A 20,560-nucleotide genomic window follows, 5' to 3' on the forward strand; every position below is an offset into this window, starting at 1 on the left:
GGTTAAGGTTTGGGGTTGCCTGTCAACCGTTGATAGCGGAAGAAGCCGTAATTCAGGGTGGTGGGCAGCGAAAAGGTTACGGTTCCACTGTCGTTCGAGGTCGCCTGAAAACTTTTACCGCCACCGCTCAGGCGCTCGAATCGGTAGGTTCCGGCGGGCAGATTATACAGCCTGATCGGTCGGCTCCCGTCGGGGTTGAGTTCCCGGTACACAATGACGTAGCCATCCGTATCGGAGGTCTGCGACTGAAAACCCGTCCAGGAAAAACCTGTCGGTTCGTCGCCAATAGGGAAAATTGTCCCCTGGTGAATGGCCGACTGGTGTGGCTTATAAACCGTCAGTAGAGCTTTGATGGCTTTACTGGTCGAATCGGATAGCCCCGACGTTTCAAACCAGGCCATTGGTTTGGCAAACAGCGTAACGGCCAGCCCATAGTCTTTCGGATAACGGGCCGGTGCCAACGGGTCGTTTGGATACAGGTGCTGATTGCGTTCGGGGTTGAGAAATTCTATCCGCATTCGGCGCGGGTCCACAAACTGCGATAACTGCCAGAGATTGCGCAGGGTCGTGTGGGGATAGTATTTGCGCCAGTCGGTATAGCGGTTCTCCAGAAACAGGGTTCCGTACGCCATCGCGGCAAAATACCCTGTTCGCAACCCAGCCGTGATGTCGATTTCGATACCCGCCTGCCCGTTCGTCTCCTGCACCACCCGGTGCATGGCCCGCAGCAGGTTTGCCTCTCCTTTTTTGGTCGTAAACTCAACCCCATCGAATTTGAAGTAGTTGGCGCCAAACCGCCGATGGAAATTGAGCAACACATCGGTGTCCCGCTTCCAGTTGGCGTAATCGTTGGTTTTGTCGGGATTATACCACATTCCGATTTTGAAGCCATTGGCCTTTGCCTGACTGACCAGCGCATCGAAGCCATTCGGGAAACGTTCCTTGTTGGGTTCCCAATAATCGGCGACCGACCACTGATTGTCCCACAAGCCACCTTTCTCCCGGTTGATGGAGTTGGATGAAGGCCCTTTTTGCCAACCGTCAATGAAATACAGGTGGTCGATGCCGATCTGCCGGTTCAGCGCAATTTCCTTCGACAGAAACCCTTCCGTCATGCGGCCATCCCGGTTCCGGTCGCCCCAGATGGAATGCCAGATGAGTTCATCCCGCTGAGCGTTATAGATCCGAAACCGGCGCTGATACTGTTGCAGCACCGCCGTGCGACCGGCTACTCCGTTCTGGTACAGCAACACTGTAAACGGGTAGCTTTCCCGCACCGAGTCGGCCCCGGCACCCAGCCCGGTAAACGCAAACTGAGAAGCATTCTGCCGTAAATCGGCTACGGACTTGACCGGGCGGGCGTAGGGCAGTGGGGCCTCTTTCAGGAAAATCAGCCCGTTTTTGGTAAACTGGTCCTCCAGAATGAACAGATTACCGGCCCATGCATTACTCGATGGGTTGGTCAGCAGGTACGTATCGACCTGGACCAGGTTGTCCTTATCGTCGGTATGGTCCATGAGAGTCACCGCCAGCAGCTGACGGTGAACGTGATTTAGCAGCAACACATCGTTCAGATCGGTTTTAATGGTCTGCGCCTGCTTTGCCGCTTCGATACCCGTCACCCGCTCACCTCCGACTGTACCTCCGGCTAGAGTTGTTTTTTGCTCGATCCGCAGCCAGGTTGAAATAGCTGGGGTCTGGGGATAGATTTTACAGTAAGTAGTGAGGGTATAGGAATCATACTCCGACCGAATGGCCACCTGCAGGGCCGTCGTTTCGACTACCACCGCCCGGATCGTATCGGCAGAAACCGTTGTTTTTCGGCACGTTTCCCGGACTTCAAACTCCGGGGCTGGCGACGGCTGGGGGCTGGCCGCCAGGAGCTGCTCGTTTCCCGTAACCGGGTCTTTCAGGGACGTATTGACCAACAGACCGTTCTCAATCCGCCACTGGCGCTGAATGAGCGCGTTTTTCAAGGTAAGGTCTTTCGAAGTCCAGTGAGCCTGACAGTCCTGAAACACATCGACATGTTCGACCAGATCAGCCCCGTTCGACTGGGCGAAACCCGTTCCCTGGATAAGACTCAACAGCCCAATCAGTAAGGAAATTCTTTTCATCAGTTATAGTTGAAGTAGGCGGTGGCGAGGCAAGGCTTGCTGGCTGACACCCGTACCCACTGCGCCGAAAAGCCATCCGGAAATTCATGATGAACGTAGCCGTTAGCCGCTACCGGTATCGTTTTATAAAGCATCCATGAGCCATCCCCGACAAAATCAACTTCGATGCGCATGTCCACCTCAGATGCGCTTTGCTGGCTCAAGTGAACAACCTTCTTGTCGAAGCCTGTCATCAGGTAGGGGTCGGATGGTTCATTTGCTTTCACCGATTGGCGGAGCCAGGGGCCGCCCCAACCCGCTGGTTTTCCGCCGAAATGCCACAAATCATCGGTCTTTCCAAACCAGAAATTCGATTGAGGCTGCCCAACATACAGGTTTTTATCCCAGACCGGCGTAGTCTGGTCCCCGGCGATTACCAGCAAACCCCGCCACGAGCAGTAATCGCCAATGATTCGAAGATGCTGGCAAATCGGCTTGATACCCCACACATTACCGCCATAGGCCATAGGTGGAAGTTCATAGAACAGTCCACCGACATTCATCATAAACCGTTCAGACTCTACTTCCCGGATGCGGGGCCACTCCGTCGTGACGGTATTATCCTGCGTATGCGTAGCTTTAGGTAGCCGGTAGGTTTTCCATTTCCCGTTTACAAACGCTTTGAGGATAATTGAAGCCGGGTCGTTTCCTGTCGCGAAAATGACTTCCGACAAATTCTTACGCCCCGTCACGTCGAGCCACTGCGACCGGTCGAGTACCGTCCAGGTTTTGCCATCCCACTCCGCCAGCAAACCATCGTGCGTTTTACCGATATAATCCGATTCTTCCAGCGTATTATTCGCCACCACTACACGGCCGTGGGCGGTGTAGCCTCCTTTGAAATGCGGCCTGATCCCTTTTCTCAACCCCAACTGCGGCTCTTCCAGGAGATTGCTCACCAGCTTGACCGCCAATGTATTGACATTAGCCTCGAAGAGCAGCCCTTCCATCGTCAGGAAATAGACCATCTCTTTGGGATTGGTCAGGTGCTCCATCGTAGCCGTCAGCCGGTGGTCTCCGATTTGGGGAAATGTCCGGACATTTCCCTGCATATCAATCGCATGGGGGCCAATAATAAGCTGGTTGGAAGGCGCATGGATCATCCGGTTGGCATAGGTTCCGTTCACACTTTCAGGCCGTTTCTTGAGGTGCATGTTTTCATCGATCTCAAATAAGCCTGAGCCACCCCCGCTTTCCGCCAGGTGCGCTACGTAAGTCACCGCCCAAAGCCGGTTAGCCCAGGGCATGAGCGCGCCAATGCCAATTTCAGAACGGTTAGGTTGATGATCAGCTACAATCGCCAGTTGAGGAAAGGTACCATTAATGTTAATGGGGGTTGTTTGGGCCATTACAGTGGACACGGCGATCCCACAACTAGCAAACACGCTAATTGAAACTCTTTTTAGATACATGCTTTTAGAAAATAATTGTTCGAAATTCGAACGTTCGCCATCAATGGGGCAACTTCTATTACCTTTTACTTTAGTAATGTTGGGATTAATACCCCGGATTTTGGGTTAAATTAGGATTGAGACTAGTTTCCCGGAAAGGAATAGGGTACAACGCTTTGTTGGCGTTAAACTGGTAGTTACCCACCTGGTATCCCCCTGATGTGCGGTATTTGGCGATATAGGCCGTTATGACCGGTACCAGTCGGCCGGTACGGATTAAATCGAACCAGCGATGGCCCTCAAAACAGAGTTCGACACGCCGTTCCTGCTCCACTGCCAGCCGGAAGTCAGCCTGCGACAGGTCGGTTTTAGCGGGCAACCCCGCCCGGCTACGTACCTGATTGAGCGGAGTCAGGGCATCGGTCGTATTCCCGGTTTCGTTGAGGGCTTCGGCATACATTAGCAGAACGTCGGAATACCGGATTACGGGCCAGTCGTTGTCACTTTCGTTGGCGGTCGGTGGCTGATCCAGGAATTTACGGGTGTAGTAAGGCATGTTGCCCCCCGTAAACTGCTGAATGGAGACGTTTTTCCGTAAATCACCCGGCTCAAACGCGTTGAACAGATCCAGGGTCCCCTGGTTCAATGACGCCGGGTTGCCACCGGTTACGATGTCGCTACCGGCTCCGGTCGGAGCAAAGTCGATGGAGAAGTTACTCCCTTCCTTGTTGCCCGTTCGGGTGTACTGCACCGAGAAAACGATCTCGGCATTATTGCCATTGTTGGCCCGGAATACATCTTCATACACCGGGAGTAACTTATATGTGTTGGCCGAAATGACCTCGTTTAGCTTGGTGACAGCCTTATCGAACTGCTTGCTGGTCAGATACATGCTGCCCAGCAGCGCCTGGGCCGCCCCTTTCGTGGCCCGGCCCACATCGGTACCGGTATAACTGACCGGCAGCACCGTAGCTGCTTCAAGCAGGTCTTTTTCAATCTGTGCATACACCTTGGTCACCGGTTCCCGGTTGTAGGTATACGCTTCGGCTTCGGTTTTGATTTCCGTCAGCACAATCGGAACATCCCCAAAAAAGCGAACCAGGTTAAAGTACATGAGTGCCCGCAAAAACTTCGCTTCGGCCTGGTAGCGGGCTTTCAGGGCCGCGTCCATCGTTACCGCTTCGCTCTTTTCAATCAGGATATTGCAACGTGAAATGATGTCATACGAAGATGACCAGCGGTCGCTGATGGTTCCATTGTTAACGACCCAGCTATATCGGTCAAAATCACCAATGAAAGAATCTGCCCTAGAGTTGGATTCGGTATTATCGGTCGGCACCTCGGCCATGACATAAAACGTACCATAGTAGCCCCGTAATCCACCATAAGCTCCGTTCAGGGCTGCATTGATATCAGATTGAGTCTTGAAATATTCTGCCACCGGAATGGTCGTCGGCGGACTGAGATTGAGGTAGTTTTCACTACAGCCGCTGGCAGTAACTAGCAGAACGGCTGCTAGTAGTATAGGCTTAAGCAAGTATGTAAGCTTCATGAGGGTCTGTCGGAAAAAGGTCTAAGAATTAAAAACCAATATTTAGTCCTGCGGTAAGGGTACGGTTGGCGGGATAGGTGCCCTGGTCAGAGCCTGGCTGATATGCCGAATCACCGTACTGACTGGGTTCTGGGTTAAAGCCCGGATATTTAGTAAAGGTCAACAGGTTCTGACCACTCACATATACCCTGGCCGACTGTAGTTTAATTCGCTTGAGCAAAACGCTTGGCAACGTATATCCCAGCGTCACGTTTCGTACGCGCAGGAACGACCCGTCGTATACCACGTAGGAGGTCAGCTGATTTTGCAGCGTAATGCCGGAAGGGTTATTACGCGGATACTTGACATCGCGTGTCGGATCGCTGGCCAAAAAGTAATTGTTATAAACGGCGGTGATGGCGTTAAATTTACCACTGACCGCTTCGCTATGCCGGGCGTTTCCATTGATAATACTATTTCCCTGCGTACCCTGAACGATGATGCTTAGGTCAAAATTCTTGTAGTTCACTCGGTTGGTGAAGCCAAAGGTAAACTTAGGCAACCCATTACCAAGCACGGTCCGGTCTGACTCATTAACGATGCCGTCACCATTGACATCCCTAGGTTTGAGGTCCCCGACCTGCGATCCGCCCACCCATTTAGGACTGGATGCTAGTTCATCAGCGGTTTTAAACACCCCGTCAATGATGAATCCGTACATATTACCAAGTGGTTGCCCTACTACAATCCGATAGCCATTCGGCCAGCCCCCAGTAGCATCATTGGTGTTGAGTGACTGGCGTCCCCCCAAATCGAGTACTTTGGAACGGTTGAAGGCAATATTGAAATCGGTAGTCCAGCTTACAGCACTGCCCCGGTTGGTATTTCGGGTCGACAAAGCTACCTCAAGTCCCCGGTTTCGGAGTTTTCCAATATTGGTTTGAAAGTTGCTGGCGTAGCCTACCACGGCAGGCAGATCTTTGGAGAACAGCATCCCATCTGTAATTTTATTATAGGCGTCTACGGTCAGGTAGATCCGGTCTTGCCAGAAACCAGCCTCCAGGCCCAGATCGACCTGCTGGTTTTTTTCCCAGGTTAGGTTCGGGTTTGCGTAGCCATTCTGCTGCGTCCCGAAAACGCGCTGGTTACCAAAACTGTAGTTGGTGGGCCCAATCCCGCTCAGCCAGCTGAAATCGCCGATGTTCGCGTTACCGGTTTGACCGTAACTGGCCCGAACTTTTAATTCACTAACCAGATTCTGCCGGCTCATAAAAGGCTCTTCGGCAATCCGCCAGCCCACCGAAACCGACGGAAACGTACCAAATCGATTGTTTGGCCCAAAGCGGGAGGATCCGTCGCGACGAATAGCCGCTGAAAAGAGGTACTTACTTTTATAATCGTAGTTGATCCGGGCAGCCATCGACATGAACGCATTGAGCGCATAACTCAGGTTGCCTAACCGGTCTGCCGAGGCCGTTGGGTTCTGCACCAGGTCTGTAGTGTATGTGCCGGTTTTTCCTCTAACTGACGTATTGAAGGACGTAGACTTCTGAATGGAATACAGCAGGAGCCCTGAAAAGTTGTGTCCGGAAGCGAGCCGCCGGGTATAGTTCAGCGTATTCTCCCACAGGTAGTCAATGGTCCGGTTGTTTGTTGATTCGCTGGCAATACCGTTGAAGTTTGGAGACGTTAAACTTGCTGTTGGTGCGCCATCGTAGGATAGGGTCGGCGGGATGTACGTGTCACGAGATGTAATTTCAAGTGAAACACCGCCCTGCGTGCGGAACTTCAGGTTTTTAAGAGGCTCCCATTCCAGAAATGCATTGCTCAGCACCCGGTAACTGTTGGCCTGGTTTTTTAATTGGTCAAGTACCGCCAATGGGTTGTACAAGTTGGCGATACCGTTTAGAAACCCGTACTGAAGAAAAGCAGGGTCGCCATTGGCCTGTCCGTAATTGCCGTTCGCAAATCGAACCGGAATAATGGGCGGCATCACCAGGGCCGAATAGATCGGACTAGGCAAATTTACCCCGGCAATGGCATTATCTGTCGTTGACTGGTAGGTTCCCGCGGCCGGACGAACGTTCTGCTTCACGTACGAAGGCGCAAAATTTACGCCTACTTTCAACTTGGAGCTTAAATCGGCGTCGACATTGGCCCGGAACGTGGCCAACTGATAGTCGGTACCAATAAGCGTTCCTTTCTGATTTAGGTAGCTACCCGAAAGGGAAAATCGCGTTTTGTCCGAACCCCCTGACGCCGTCAGGTCTACTTGAGAGATGGGAGCCGTCCGGAAGATTACGTCCTGCCAGTCGGTATCCGCCAGTTCGTCGGGGCGGTCAAAAATGTCAGGGTAGCGTTCATTGCGAACCCTGGCCGCTTCCTTCGAATACGCCAGGTATTGCTGTTTATTCATGACGTCAATTTTTCGAGACACCTTCTGTATACCTGTATAGGCGTTGAAGTTAAAACGGGTAACACCCGCTTTTCCGCGTTTGGTCGTGACGATCACTACGCCGTTGGCCGCCCGGGAGCCATATATGGCCGCCGATGCGGCATCCTTTAAGATTTCAATCGATTCGATATCGGTTGGGCTCATGCGGGTAAACTGGGCGGCATTTTGCAATGGATAGCCATCTACCACGTACAATGGATCATTGCCCGCTCCCAGCGAACCAGCTCCCCGGATGCGGATGGTAGGAGCATCGCCCGGTGAGCCTCCCCGCCCTGACTGCACCTGTACACCTGCCGCCAGTCCGGCCAGTGCTTCGCCGGGTGTCGATACCGGCAATCGGTTGATATCCTTGCCAGACACTTTGGCAATGGACGTTGTCAGTTCTTTCTTTCCCTGCTCGCCATACCCCACCACTACCACTTCATTCAGCGTTTTATCATCGACAGTCAGGGTAACGTTCACAATGGTTTGATTTCCCACCGTCACTTCCTTGGCTAAGTAGCCCACGTAGCTGAACACCAGGGTGGCCGAACCATCCGGTATACTGATGGTAAACTTGCCCTGACCATCGCTGGTCGTACCCCGCTGCCGAACCGACGACCCGGCCGCTTTGACCAGAACGCTTACCCCGGGCAGGGGCTCTCCTTTTTCATCAGTAACGGTGCCGGTAATAGTCTGGTCTGTAGTTTCGACCACTGACGATGTTACAGCATTTGTGCTGGAAGGTCTATCATCGGATGTAAGCGAACTACGAACGAGGGCTACCTGATTGCCCGTAACTATGTAACTGATTCGAAGGGGTGTCAGAAATTGAGTCAGTAGCGTACCCAGCCGCTCATCGGCCGCGTTAACCGTGACTTTCTGATCCGTACGAATCATCTCCCGACTGTATACAAACTTAACGTGTGCTGTTTTTTCCAGTGCAGAAAGTACCTGTCTGACAGGAGTGTTTTCCAGCCGGATCGTTACCCGTTGCTCCAACACTTCCTGCGCATCGGCAGCCAGTGAGGCATTGAGCAAAAAACAGGTCAATAGGAATTGGAGAAGCGAAACCTTCATAACAAAAACAATGGTTTCGTGTTTTAGAAATTTAGACATACTTTTAACCGGGTTTAGTTATTCTTGACATAGGAATAGTACCCCGATCAGCGAGGTCTCAAGCTACACTGATCAGTTAATTAGTCCCGTCATGTTGGTAGCATGACGGGATTTTTTGGCTAGATTACTGGCATCCTTTTCCAGTCACGATAATTTGGGCTTCAACAACCTCAAAGGTTGACCCAATGGACGCGCAGATTAGTTTAAGCTGATCATAAAAGGGTACACCGGACAGTTTGGCCGTGACCGTGCACTGGCGAAAGAGCGAAGAGTCATAGATGATCGGGATGCCATACCCTTTTTCAAGCTGCTTGAATACACTCGATACTGGGGTATCCTGAAACGTAAACTGGTCCCGAGATTCATTAGGGGTAATCAGACTCGGCTGAACGACCAGTTCTTTCTGATACGCGGCATAGTCGGACTCATACACCACCTGCTGATTGGCAGTTAGTACTACCCCTGGTACATGTCGAACGTGTCGAGGATGTGAGCGAGCTAAATCCTGCTGGTTATATACCGATACCTTGCCACTTTGTACACTAACCGTAATGCGGGCGTCGCCCGGTAAGGCCCGTACCCGAAACCTGGTCCCCAGTACTCTCGTGATTAATGGTCCGCTCATGACTAGAAAAGGGCGGCTACTATCATGCACAACAGCAAAAACGGCCTCCCCTTTTAGGTGCACTTCCCGCTTGGACTTCCCGAATATTTGTGGATAACTGGCCTGGCTATTCGGTGCTAACCTCATGTGGCTCCCGTCGGGCAGGGTGATGGGTACGGGTTGAGAGGTACCATTTACCTGATTGACCCAGCCAGTCGCTGGGGCGGGGCTGGACCGACTAACCGGTTGCCGACCGGCTACCTCCGGACGGTGGCTGGTTTCTTTCCAGAGCAGACCGCCGATTCCCAGGATAACAACGACAGCAGCCGCAAGCTGCCAGACCGGCCGTTGCCATATCCGCCAGATTCGAGTGACTGTGAGTGATTCAGGTGAGCGACGGGTTAGACGCATAATTTGGGCAACCTCAGCCTGAACCTGTTTATCTGTCACGCTACTCGGCCGATTTTTAAGCGCTTCGGCCATATCTTTTGCCAGTAGTATAGTAGCCCGCTGATCCGGATGCTGCTGCTGCCAGCGGTCCCAGAACTCTTGGGCTTCTGGCTGACCGTGCTTAACCCATGCCAGAAACCAAGGGTCTATCAGCAGATCTTCAGCCCGGAATTTTTCGTAGTCTTTCATGCTTGAAGTAGGTAGTCAAAACCGATTCGTTAGCCAAATGCCCAGCAGGGCCAATAAAGAAGGCCAGTCGTCTCGTAATCGGCTAAGGCCCCGGTGTAGGAGATTGGCAACTGACTGCTTATTCACCTGTAAAATGTCAGCAATTTCTTCATTACTCAGTTCCGCGTAAAATTTGAGGTGAATGGCTTCTCGTTGCCGGTCTGACAGGCGTTCCAGTAGTTTATTGAGCCTAACCGTTTGATATTCGGACAATTCGGTTTGTATCAAATTGTATTCGGCCGCGGGGTCACTATGAAAGGCTTCATCAAAAGGCAGCGTTTCGTCTGATGACTGATTGGCCTGCCGTAACACCTCACGGTAAATCTTTCGGCGGAGGGCTTTGTACAGATACGGTCGGATGTAGTTTGTTTCCATAACCTTCTGCCGGTATACCCATAGATCGACAAATAAATCCTGCAAGCAGTCTTTGAGTAAATCGGTATCACGGGTAAAGCGGCTTCCATAGAAGTGCAGATCCTTATAAAAATAAGTAGTTAATTGCTCAAACGCAGCTGGGCTCCCCTGCCTGAACCGTAGCCAAAGCTGAGCTTCCGTGTCATGCTGCGCATACACGTTCGGAGTACTGCTAACATCTGACTTAAGCATAGTCTGGAGAAATTACAGGTCAGAAGTATGTAGGAAGTCACAATTTGACCGTTGATTTGTGTAGCAATAGGAGGAAAATAAAAATCGATACTCAGTTTCTATGATTTATTTGTAAATTTTTTTGAATATATAAGGAATTTATACCGCTGTTTAGCCAAGTTGTCTTTAACTATAAGCTGTACTTATGTATTGTGGTTCAGTAGATACGCTACAGATGATGCCACCGCAACAGCGGGCCGGTTGGGCCAGAGTATTAAAATTTTTTCCGAAGAAGAGCCAAACGATAGCAATTGAATTTGTCGATTATGTTCTGTCGCACTTTTCAGATCCAGACCGATAATGAATGGTCCGCCACCGCGGCATGAATATGAGGCTAAGCTCCAGTGGTTCGCCGTTGCGGTGTTACGGCGAGGACTTAGGTATCCTCCCTGTTTATATTAAGCCTAGGAGTCCTCATCTGAACGGCAAAGTATAACACACTCATACCTAGCATCACATAAACTTGCAAGGGGAATATGATTTCTTGGGTTTACATTCCTCTGATAATCCCTTCGCTTGGGAAGTCTTACTACAGTTTCCTTTACTTAAGGGTATATGTCGCCGTTAATAATTGGCTAATTTTATAATGAGGATTTATTTACAATTCTTCGAAGCACCCACATATGTCATCAGTTCAGTCACACAAAGTGGGTAAGAGCCAACTATTGGGGAGTGCCATAATTATGACTTTAAGTAAGTGTAGATTGCCTGTTGTGAGCGAATAAGTTGTCCTTGGCTATCAACTGGTTTCCATTGTTGGCTGGCTAGTAGCTCTGTGGCCTGAGTATTGTCGGCTAGGGACGCTTCGAGCAAGACACTAATCTGATGTCGTAATACTGGATCATAAACTGGAAAACAGACTTCTATTCGTCGGTACAGATTCCGATTCATCCAGTCGGCCGACCCAAGGTAGGTTTCGGGTTGGCCGTTGTTATGGAATACAAAAATGCGACCGTGTTCCAGATACCGGTCCACAATGCGCCTGACCCGGATGGTTTCACTCTGACCCGGCACGCCCGGTATTAGCGTGCAGATAGCTCGCACAAGCAGGTTAATAGAAACACCCGCCTGACTGGCTTCATAGAGTTTGTCAATCATTGTTTTCTCCTGGAGATTATTAAGCTTGATCGTGATTTGAGCCGGTAGCCCCGCCCGGCGGTTAGCGATTTCCCGATCAATTAGGGCAAGAAAACGCGGCATCAGGTTGAACTGCGAAACGAGCAGATGCTCAAATCGAATGAACCGGTAACTGGCTGGCTGATCGCGGCTTTGGAGGTAAGCAAACAGCAGGTCTAAATCCTGCGTCATGCCGACGTGGCTGGTCATTAGCACATGATCAGTATAGAACCGGGCAGTGCTTTCGTTAAAATTACCTGTTGCCAACAGTCCGTACCGTTGATTTTGCCAACCCCGCTGGCGCTTTACCAAAGCCGTCTTGGCGTGTACCTTCAGGGCCGGAATGCTATATACGAGCCGTACCCCGGCGGCTTTAAGCCGTTTACTCCACCGCAGGTTGTTCTCTTCGTCGAAACGGGCCTTTAACTCGACGAATACCGTTACCTGTTTGCCGTTACGGGCCGCACTGATGAGGGCGTTCGCTATGAACGAATCTGAGGCAATTCGGTAAAGAGTGACAAATATAGCCTGTACGTCAGGGTCGATAGCGGCTTCATTGAAAAATCGCAAAACAGGATTGTAGGACTGATAGGGAGGGTGTACCAGGTAATCTTGTTGGTCGAGACAGTCAAAAATGGATGATTCACCTTGTAGAGCGGTGATCGGCAGTGGGGATTGGGGCGGATAGTGCAGGGTGGCTCCAACGGGATTTGGCAAACCAGCTAAACTGCTCAGATTGTGATAACGACCGCCGGCAAAAAGGGCTGTTGGCGGTATCGAAAATCCAGCCGTGAGCCACTCGAGCAAGTCATCGGGCATGGCTGCGTCATAGAGAAACCGGATGGTGTGCCCCGCCTGTCGCTGGTCGAGCATCCAGGCGATGTTTTCATCCATCTCACCCGCAAACTCATCGGCAATGCTCACGTCGGCGTTGCGGTTGACTTTAACACTGTAGCAGCCGGTCACGGTTCTGCCCGGAAAAACAGCACCGAGATGCTGCCGGATTATGTCGTCCAGAAACAGTAGGTGATACTGGCCATCTGCTCCGGGTATCGTCAGGAAGCGGGGCAGGTTTTCATGCGGAATATTGACCAGTCCATAGGGTTGCTGGTTCGGTAATCCGGCCATCGATACGGCCAAGAACAGGGCGTTGTCGGAAAAAGTTAGGGGTTTGCCAGTTTCAGGTCGAAGGGGTTGCAGAAACGTCAGCACCCGGCTGTGAAAATATTCAGAAATAGTTACTTTATGTTCAGGCAATAGGGGTTCACCGTAATACAGGTGAATTCCGTTTTGTTGCAGGGCGGGCAACAACTGCTCTTGCAGTAATCGCCCAAACTCGTTCTGACAACGGTTAACTATCATCTGTACTTCAGGCAACAGACCTGGTTCAGCCTCATCGTTTTCACTGGTACGCAGCGGGTCAAGCTCCAGCAGAGCCGACATTCTAACCCGGAAGAATTCATCTAAATTAGCCGAAAAAATAGCCAGAAACCGGATGCGTTCGTAGAGCGGTACGGCCGGGTTAGCAGCTTCTTGTAGCACCCGCTGGTTGAAACTAAGCCAGCTTAGGTCGCGGTTCACGTAGGTGAAGATGGTGCCGTTCATTTGCTGAAGAAAAAGAACACGATTAGAAACGCCAGCACCGACATCACAAACCCTATCATGAACGTATTGTACGCTAACCGTAACAGGTTGAATTTTTTGTTCAGTACTCTTCCCAGAAAATAAATGTCGCGGGTCATGGTGCGGTAGAGATAACCGGTATCGTTCATGAGTTCGCCAATACCCCACTCGTAATCGGCCAGACTCATTTGGTGAAAATTGCCGAAAAATAGCAGGTTTCCCTGCTTTCGTTCAATGTCTTCGCGAGTAAATGTACCTTGAGTAACGTTCGGGCGTGTGGACAGAATGGCAAGAATGATTGTCAGCAGTGAAGTAATTAAAAACAGACCTGTTGGTAAAATCAAGTCGTGATTATGCTCTATTCGGGTGGGGATTACCGACACGATGACCGACACCATGATAGCGTTAACAGAAATCATGATATTGGCTTTGCTGTCAGCAATCTCACTTAACCTAAGTTGATTTGTGGAGGTGGTTCGAAACATTGTTTCAATGCCCCGTTCGGGCCGATTCTCTTTATCCTTCTTTTTGCTTTTTTTGTTAACCGGTTCCGGTTGGTGGTCTGTTAAGGGGGGCAAAATGGAGATTGGCCCTTCTTCCGCCAGTACATTTTCATTTTTTTCGGCCTGTTTTTCACGCAACGTTTGCAGATTTTTAGCTTGTCCTTTCTGAAGTAGGACCTGGGCATAGTCGGTAAAATAGCGGTGCCGTGTTAGTAGAACAATGTTCTGTTCACGCCAGTCGCGCCCACGTATGTCCACCCCGGAGAGATTCTCCTTCTCTTTACGTAATCGTTTCTGTTTGTCGCGGTAGTCGTCGGCCCCCAAGTGAAACAGGTCGGCATCGCACAGAATCTCTTCAAGGAGATTGGTAGGTGACTGGGGCATTTTCGTGGCGAGGATGCAGTCCCTAACTCGTCCGACAATTAGGGCTGGTATACCGGATTCGCTTAAAAAGGTAGTAGCAACATCAATACTAGCTCCTTCATGACCATCAGAAGGGCCGATAAGATAACCCACATCGTGGAACCAGGCTGCTGTAATGACCGCCATGTGATCCATTTCGGAAAGTTGATAGTGGTGGGACAGTTGCTCGGTGGCTTTGACGACCTCCTGCGTGTGTATCAGATTATGATAGACTAATTCAGGCCGGGAATGCTCGGCAAAAAAACGGGTGACGTAGGCTTCAACGCCCTGCAAAAGTATGTTCATTACCTTTTTGATTAAAACCGAAATCCAAGTGATATATAAGGTAAAATGCCTTCATCAGAGAAACCGACCGATGTCGTTACCACCAATAGGCTGGCAGGGGTAATGTACAGTCCCCCCCCATAACCATCGTGCCAGCGCCGGGAGGTTTCGCCCCGAAGCCAGACCCGCCCCAAATCGTTGAAGGCCAGCAGCCCGATGCTGCCGGGAAACAAAAACGATTGAAAACTGAATAGCTTGAGCCGGGCTTCAATAGTATGGTACAACAAATGGTTACCCGCAAACCGGTACGTTCGAAAGCCCCGAAGGTTATCGTGACCACCGAGGTATAGCAACTGATAGAAAGCCGGACTACCGTAGGTCAGCCCTCCCCCCAGCCGGTTGGCCAGTACGAACCTGTCGCCTGAGCCAAGCTTCGTGTAGAGTGTAAAATCGGTCTGGAGCTGCGTCAGTTGGCCGCCCTGCTTACCAAATCCCCACAAATTCAGTAGTGTCGTATTCCAGTAGACCCCATTCTGCGGCTGCGTTGGGTTGGTGCGCGTATCAAGGGTAATACTGGTCTGCAAACCGCCATAACTTTGTTCCAGCCGCAGCGAGGTTGGCTGTTCAGGTAGATACGTATTGATGAACCGGCCCTTGTTATTTGTTGAGTCAAGCGTAAAGTGCTGAAAAACAGGCCCCAGAGTTACCTGAATATGATTGCCCAACGGTCGTTTCAGCAACACGCTGACATTGCTGAGGTTATAGCGGGTGCGGTAGTAGCGTATCCGGCGGCTTTTATCGTACGAACTTTCATTACCCGGCCCGAAAAAATTGGCTACGTTATTAGGTGCCCGTGCGGTCGCGTTGAATACCAGATCATTTTGGCCGATTAGGTCGGTAAATGTACTAGTGTAATTAAAGGCTGTGGCATTGGTGGCCAGTGCCCGGCTAATCAGCAGACGATGGTGAGCGGCAAACGGTGCTTTACGGAACCCTTGCTTCGTCCAGTCAACGCCTATTCCCGCCAACACACCATCGTCTGGATTATAGCCCCCTGTCAGCAGAGGAGCCAGCCGGTCATACCGGAACGCATGCGGGTCATACCGGTTCACGGCTTCGTCAGAACCCAACCGGCGTCTGGCCGTGCCGGGCGCAGGCAGGTTGTTGGCTTCGGTCAGCCGGTCGTAAATCAGCGGACGTGAGGGTTTACCGGTTACGACAAACCTGTCATTGCCCTTGCCACCGATGAGCCGAACCCGTGCCCTTACTTTTTGTGACCCGCTAACCTCAAAACGATCATCTCCTTTCTGGCCGTAAAGACATATTTCACGCGTAACGGCTGCGTCGAAAACCCGATAGTACATTCGTTGAGCTACCGTATTGTTCTTCGTAACCTTAAAGACGGAAACCGCTACCTTATTATCCTTGAGGTTTTCTACCCGGAATAGTTCGGTTTTGTCAGAGCCGGGGATATCCACCTTTTTGGCTAAAAATCGATAATAGGTCATTGCTTCCCGCAGGAGCCAGCCCCGTCGAATTTTAAGTGTTTTCAATAGCCGTTCACCGGTTATCGACCGCACGGGCGGGGGGAGCTGATCAATGGCCCTTTGCAAGACGCTGTCAGTCAATACAGTTTGCAGATCAGTAATTTCGGTTAGCCAGTCTTCGGCGCTTAACTCGCTCAGAAACAACCGGTCAACATAACGGGCGTTGAACATCGCGCCCTTTACATTGGCCAGTTTTGGACCAAATCCCTGAAATTTGGGTTGGATCCAGGGCAGTGCGGCCAGGGTAGGAAGCAGGCCATCCGCTCGAAAAAATACTTGATCGCGGTCTCGCGGGATTGGATAGTATTCGCGACCTGTATCCGTTTTCCGAATGCCCCAACGCCACTGGTCTTCGTGACGGTCCCAGTCGCCAATGAGCAGATCTAGCAGCCTCGCCCGCAGCAAGGCCCGTTGGTCAACCCGGTTATCGTTGTCGTCGGCCAGTGCATCAATGACCTTCGCTGTGCTAATCGTTTTGCCTTCAACCGGGCTTCGTTCCTCCAGGAGCCCGACCGTATTGGCAAAGTCGGCCCGGTAGATGCCTAATGTCGGGTCATCGGGTATAAACACCAGAGTCGGGTTGGCGTGCGGCACCCCTGCCGCGTTGGCCAGCGTCGGCACCGTCAGCGGGGCAAACGGAAAGCTGGCCGAAATTTCGTCCTGTAAAATATCTTTGGCGATAGTCTGGCGAAGGGCTGGCGGCAGGGCGTTTACCGGGTCCTTCTGTACTGACCTTAACACCCACTCACGCCCGGTTTGATCTTCCAGCCGCAGCGATTTGGTTTGCATTCCGCCCCCGCGCTGAAGAATGGTGAAACCACCAAGGGTGCGGGTCAGATCGAATACCGGCAGGCTGACGGGGGTGGCCCACTCCCGGCGGTAATTGTTGCCAAGCAGCCAGCGCTGGAGCCGGCCTGCCCGGTCATAGGCCGGGGCAATGGCTACCTGCACACTGTCGGGGTTTTCTTTCCGGCTCGTCGGGGGCTGGTTAGTGATCGGCTTGGGTCCACTGGGCAGATGGAAGAGCGTGGCGGAGTGGGCTTCGGTTACTGAATCGGTTTCGTTAACTGTATAGAATGTAACTGTTAACCGGCCATCGATTTGTTCGTCAAGCACTACGTAACCCCAGTTTGAGCTGACAAACTGAGCCTTTTTTCCAGCCTTAACGCGCTCCCGGTTGATGCCAGTTCCACTCACGATGTAAGGCCGGTTGCCGTCCAGGATGTATTGCAGAGAATGATCGTGGCCTGACACAAACATGACATTGGGAGCTGGGGCCAGGGTGGTTTCAATAGCCCGCACCATCTGGTGGTAGATGGGGTGAGCCAGGTCCTGCACGTTGCCAAATAACCCCCGAACCAATGGGTAAAGCGACCCAATGCCCGGCAGCGGTACGTAAAGCTTCGGCGACAAGTCGGTGAGGGGAAACAGATGCTCGCGGAGCCTGAAAAATCCACCGTGTATGCCGTAGCTGCGAAATGGATGGTGGGTGGCGACTACGATGACTTTATCGTGGTTTCGGTGAGCGATGTCCGAGAGTCGGGCCAGCACTTCACTCTCAGTTTTACAGGCACAGTCGGATTCTGCTCCCGGCTTGTCGTAGGGATGGAGCCACCACTGCGAATCGAGCAGGACCAGCACGAGCCGGTCGCTCAGGTGAATTTCTTCAGGGCCGGGACACCCGTTAGCGGGCAGCATCCGGATGGTAGGCGCATGAAGGCTGTCGAGCCAGCGGCCCTGCCGTTGTACACGCTCCCTGCCGTCGTAACGACCCTGCGCCCAGTCGTTATTACCCGGAATGAACAGCACTTTACTTGGCTTGCCCGAGTTTGAGTTGGCAAGTCCGGGTGTTACAAGATAATGCAGTACATCGGTCAGGGCCGGGTAGTCGACATCGGTTTCGGTGGGCAGGCCGCGGGGATATAAGTTGTCACCTAGGTAAACCAGCGTGGTCTGGGTATTGTGCATATCATGGCGAGCCAATACGGCATCAATTACCGGATTTCGCCCTTGTTGTAGCCGACCCGCGTCGCCAATCAGGATGATACGGTGCCTTACTGAATCGGGCGGGAGGGATTGGGCTAGGCCAAGCAACGGCAGAGAGTACCCGATGACCAGCCCAAACCACTGTCGAGTTTCACGCAATCGGTTCATACTTCAGAAGGTGATTTTGGGCCAGGATAGTTGATCGTTAGCCGCAGGGCTTTCAAATTCGCCACACCCTTCAGGGGTTCCAGATCAAATTGCTCAGTACTGGGCTTAAGTTTACCTTCGGCCTGTAGTCGATTGATAAACGGCAGGTATTGAACTAATTCCGTTGCGTGGCTGTAGATAAGAGCAATCGTGTCGGGCTGGGTCAGGCGTTCATGCGTACCCGCAATCAGTGCCTTATCGATACGTTTCTTGATCACCTCGTACCGGATGCTGTACGACCCTTCGACATCGAATCGGCGCTCGTCGTGCCGAAATCCTATATCCACCGGTTGTTCGTGCGCTAAAATCAATTGGGTGGTCTGGAGTGGCAGTGGCAATTGGAGACGCAGCCGGTGGGTAAGCCAGGCGAGCTCAATCATCGAGTCCAACTGCCATTCGTACAAGTACTGGCAAATTTCGATGCTGAACGGATGGTTGGGTGCGATGGATTGGCCTACATACAGCGTGTATTCGGTGCCGTCGGTACGAAAGCGTTCAAAATAGTGCGGAAACCGGGTTTGTAACTGCTTTTGCTGTTGGTTGATGTAGGTGTTAATCAGCACGTTGATCCGATCAATACTGTGGTCAAAATTAGTCTGCGCCTGGCAAAATCGACCGGTTTCTCCATCCATCCGATTAAAATACTCTTGAAGAAGTATAGTCGGAACATCCGGAATCGATTCCAGCAAGCGAATGAACGGCGTAACTTCGCTATTCAGAAACCGTCCAATGCTTAGCTCATTGTCAGGTGTCAGACCAGCCATTACCTTGGCCTGCCAGCCAGTTGTGGCCAGCCGGAGATGAGCCAGTCGAACCGGGTCGTCTGGGAATTGCACCGTTTTCAGTAATTCGTCAATCATAGCGAGCTGGTCGGTAAGGTCCTGTCTGATGGCTTTCTGGCGCTCGACTGAAGAGTTGCGAATATCCACCGCGCCGTAGAACGGATACACCTTCGAAAACCGTATCGGTACAGCTTTACCGACCGTGCCCGCCTGCTGCAGACTGAGTTCCAACCCGGCGGCTTCGTAAAATTTCCATTCAACGGCCGGTTGTAAGGAAGTATAACGGAGCTTGATAAGTTGCTCCAACTGGTTAGTAAACTGCTGCAACTGAAACCGTAGCAGCTCCTGAATTAGCGGCAGGATCCGGCCGATGTACGTAAAAATCTCATCATGGAAGGCATCGGGCCGGGGGCTGCCCATTTCCAGTAGGCCCAACAACATTGGGCCGTCGGTAACCGGATAAATCAAAAAGCTCTGAATGCCTTTTTGCTCAAGCACCTTACGGGCAAATTCAGGCAGGGCATCCAAACCGGCGAATCGGCGGGGTTGAGGATTGTGAATCAGTTCATCCAGCATTCGCTGCGTCGCCGGATCTATATCAGCATCCATTTGAAAACCCGACAGCCGGAGAAAAACGCTTCGCTGCTGACTACTGGGTGTAAAAAAGGGACGCCCGTTGATCTGCGTCAACGGCATGACACCTACCTCCAGACCGGGTTGCCCGCAGAAGTTACGCAGGGCGGTTTCGAATGTCTGGAATATGACCGGTTCGGGCGTTGAGGCTAAATGCACGAACACCTCCCGGAGTTGTTTAATCGATTCGGCTTCCGAAACGTCTTCAATTTTGAAAAATGAAAAGCCTTCGAAACTGAACTGATGGAGGGGTAACGGATTGATACCTGCCGGAATCGGATGGCCATATCGCACAAAGTCGATCCAGGCCGGTTCTAACGGCGGCAGGGGGCCGTTGGGGTGCGGTTCAACAAATGAAATGTTAATGTCCATCTGGTAATACCTGGTCAGCCCATCCAGTGCCTGCTCAAACCGGACAGTTGGCCCTGAATAACCTGGCACGGTTATCCTGTAGCATTTTTCGAGGATTAAGCGGTAGAGAAACCGGGCACGGTCAACACCACTTTCCTGCACTTTATCCTCGGTAAGCATCAGAGGAAACAGCCGGGTAAGATGTGCAAAAGCAGCCGAATAATGATACAACCGGAGCGGTACGGGCAGGCCGAATGCATAGGGAACCGTAGCGTCGTTACTGATTAGAGGCAATACGACTACCGTGGCCAGTTCAAAATACGCCTTCAATCGAGGGACTAATTGATCGTTCTCTGGTTGTTCCGTTAGGATTACCGCCTGCTCAAACTGTTTGATGAGATAGCTATAAAATTGATCCAACGCTCCCGAAAACGCCTGCTGTTGTTGGCTTTTCAGATAGCTAACAAACGGCCGGAACGACAACCGGAACAGTAGTGGCTGATCGGGTAGTGTTGGCGTATACAATTTTGTTTCCATAAGCGAAAGCAGTTGACGGTATGGACTCCT

The 20,560-nt window shown here is 51.6% G+C and carries 10 protein-coding genes; all 10 read right to left on the bottom strand.

Going from position 1 to position 20,560, the window contains the following annotated elements; translation table 11 throughout:
* Positions 1 to 2: 2 nt before the first annotated feature.
* The 10 genes from WBJ53_RS19460 to WBJ53_RS19505 all read right to left on the bottom strand — a co-directional run bounded on the left by WBJ53_RS19460 (position 3) and on the right by WBJ53_RS19505 (position 20,530).
* A complete protein-coding gene (locus WBJ53_RS19460; RefSeq protein WP_338869175.1) occupies positions 3 to 2,117 on the bottom strand; it encodes a hypothetical protein in 2,115 nt (704 codons plus the stop codon).
* Positions 2,117 to 3,505, bottom strand: coding sequence for a hypothetical protein (locus tag WBJ53_RS19465; RefSeq protein WP_338869176.1), 1,389 nt, complete (start codon positions 3,503 to 3,505; stop codon positions 2,117 to 2,119). The genes WBJ53_RS19460 and WBJ53_RS19465 overlap by 1 nt, the downstream gene beginning before the upstream one ends.
* Positions 3,506 to 3,653: 148 nt before the next feature.
* Positions 3,654 to 5,099, bottom strand: a complete 1,446-nt coding sequence (locus WBJ53_RS19470) for a RagB/SusD family nutrient uptake outer membrane protein (RefSeq protein ID WP_338869178.1) — start codon at positions 5,097 to 5,099, stop codon at positions 3,654 to 3,656.
* A gap of 28 nt (positions 5,100 to 5,127) precedes the next feature.
* Positions 5,128 to 8,631 carry a TonB-dependent receptor gene (locus WBJ53_RS19475; RefSeq protein ID WP_338869180.1) on the bottom strand — a complete coding sequence of 1,168 codons (3,504 nt, stop codon included), beginning with the start codon at positions 8,629 to 8,631 and terminating at the stop codon, positions 5,128 to 5,130.
* A gap of 124 nt (positions 8,632 to 8,755) precedes the next feature.
* On the bottom strand, positions 8,756 to 9,874 hold the full coding sequence (locus WBJ53_RS19480; RefSeq protein WP_338869182.1) for a FecR domain-containing protein: 1,119 nt from the start codon (positions 9,872 to 9,874) through the stop codon (positions 8,756 to 8,758).
* Positions 9,875 to 9,889: 15 nt separating this feature from the next.
* Positions 9,890 to 10,519 carry a sigma-70 family RNA polymerase sigma factor gene (locus WBJ53_RS19485; protein ID WP_338869184.1) on the bottom strand — a complete coding sequence of 210 codons (630 nt, stop codon included), beginning with the start codon at positions 10,517 to 10,519 and terminating at the stop codon, positions 9,890 to 9,892.
* A 720-nt stretch (positions 10,520 to 11,239) separates the two neighbouring features.
* Positions 11,240 to 13,279, bottom strand: coding sequence for a polyphosphate kinase 1 (gene ppk1 / locus WBJ53_RS19490; protein WP_338869186.1), 2,040 nt, complete (start codon positions 13,277 to 13,279; stop codon positions 11,240 to 11,242).
* Positions 13,276 to 14,508, bottom strand: coding sequence for a Pycsar system effector family protein (locus WBJ53_RS19495; RefSeq protein ID WP_338869188.1), 1,233 nt, complete (start codon positions 14,506 to 14,508; stop codon positions 13,276 to 13,278). The genes ppk1 and WBJ53_RS19495 overlap by 4 nt, the downstream gene beginning before the upstream one ends.
* A gap of 11 nt (positions 14,509 to 14,519) precedes the next feature.
* Positions 14,520 to 18,188 (bottom strand): BamA/TamA family outer membrane protein, encoded by a 3,669-nt coding sequence (locus tag WBJ53_RS19500; RefSeq protein ID WP_338869190.1) that lies wholly within the window; start codon positions 18,186 to 18,188, stop codon positions 14,520 to 14,522.
* Positions 18,185 to 20,530: a GAF domain-containing protein gene (locus tag WBJ53_RS19505; RefSeq protein ID WP_338869192.1), complete on the bottom strand. Its 2,346-nt coding sequence runs from the start codon at positions 20,528 to 20,530 to the stop codon at positions 18,185 to 18,187. The genes WBJ53_RS19500 and WBJ53_RS19505 overlap by 4 nt, the downstream gene beginning before the upstream one ends.
* Positions 20,531 to 20,560 lie beyond the last annotated feature (30 nt).

Origin of the sequence: Spirosoma sp. SC4-14, from assembly GCF_037201965.1 — a bacterium.
Lineage (GTDB): Bacteria > Bacteroidota > Bacteroidia > Cytophagales > Spirosomataceae > Spirosoma.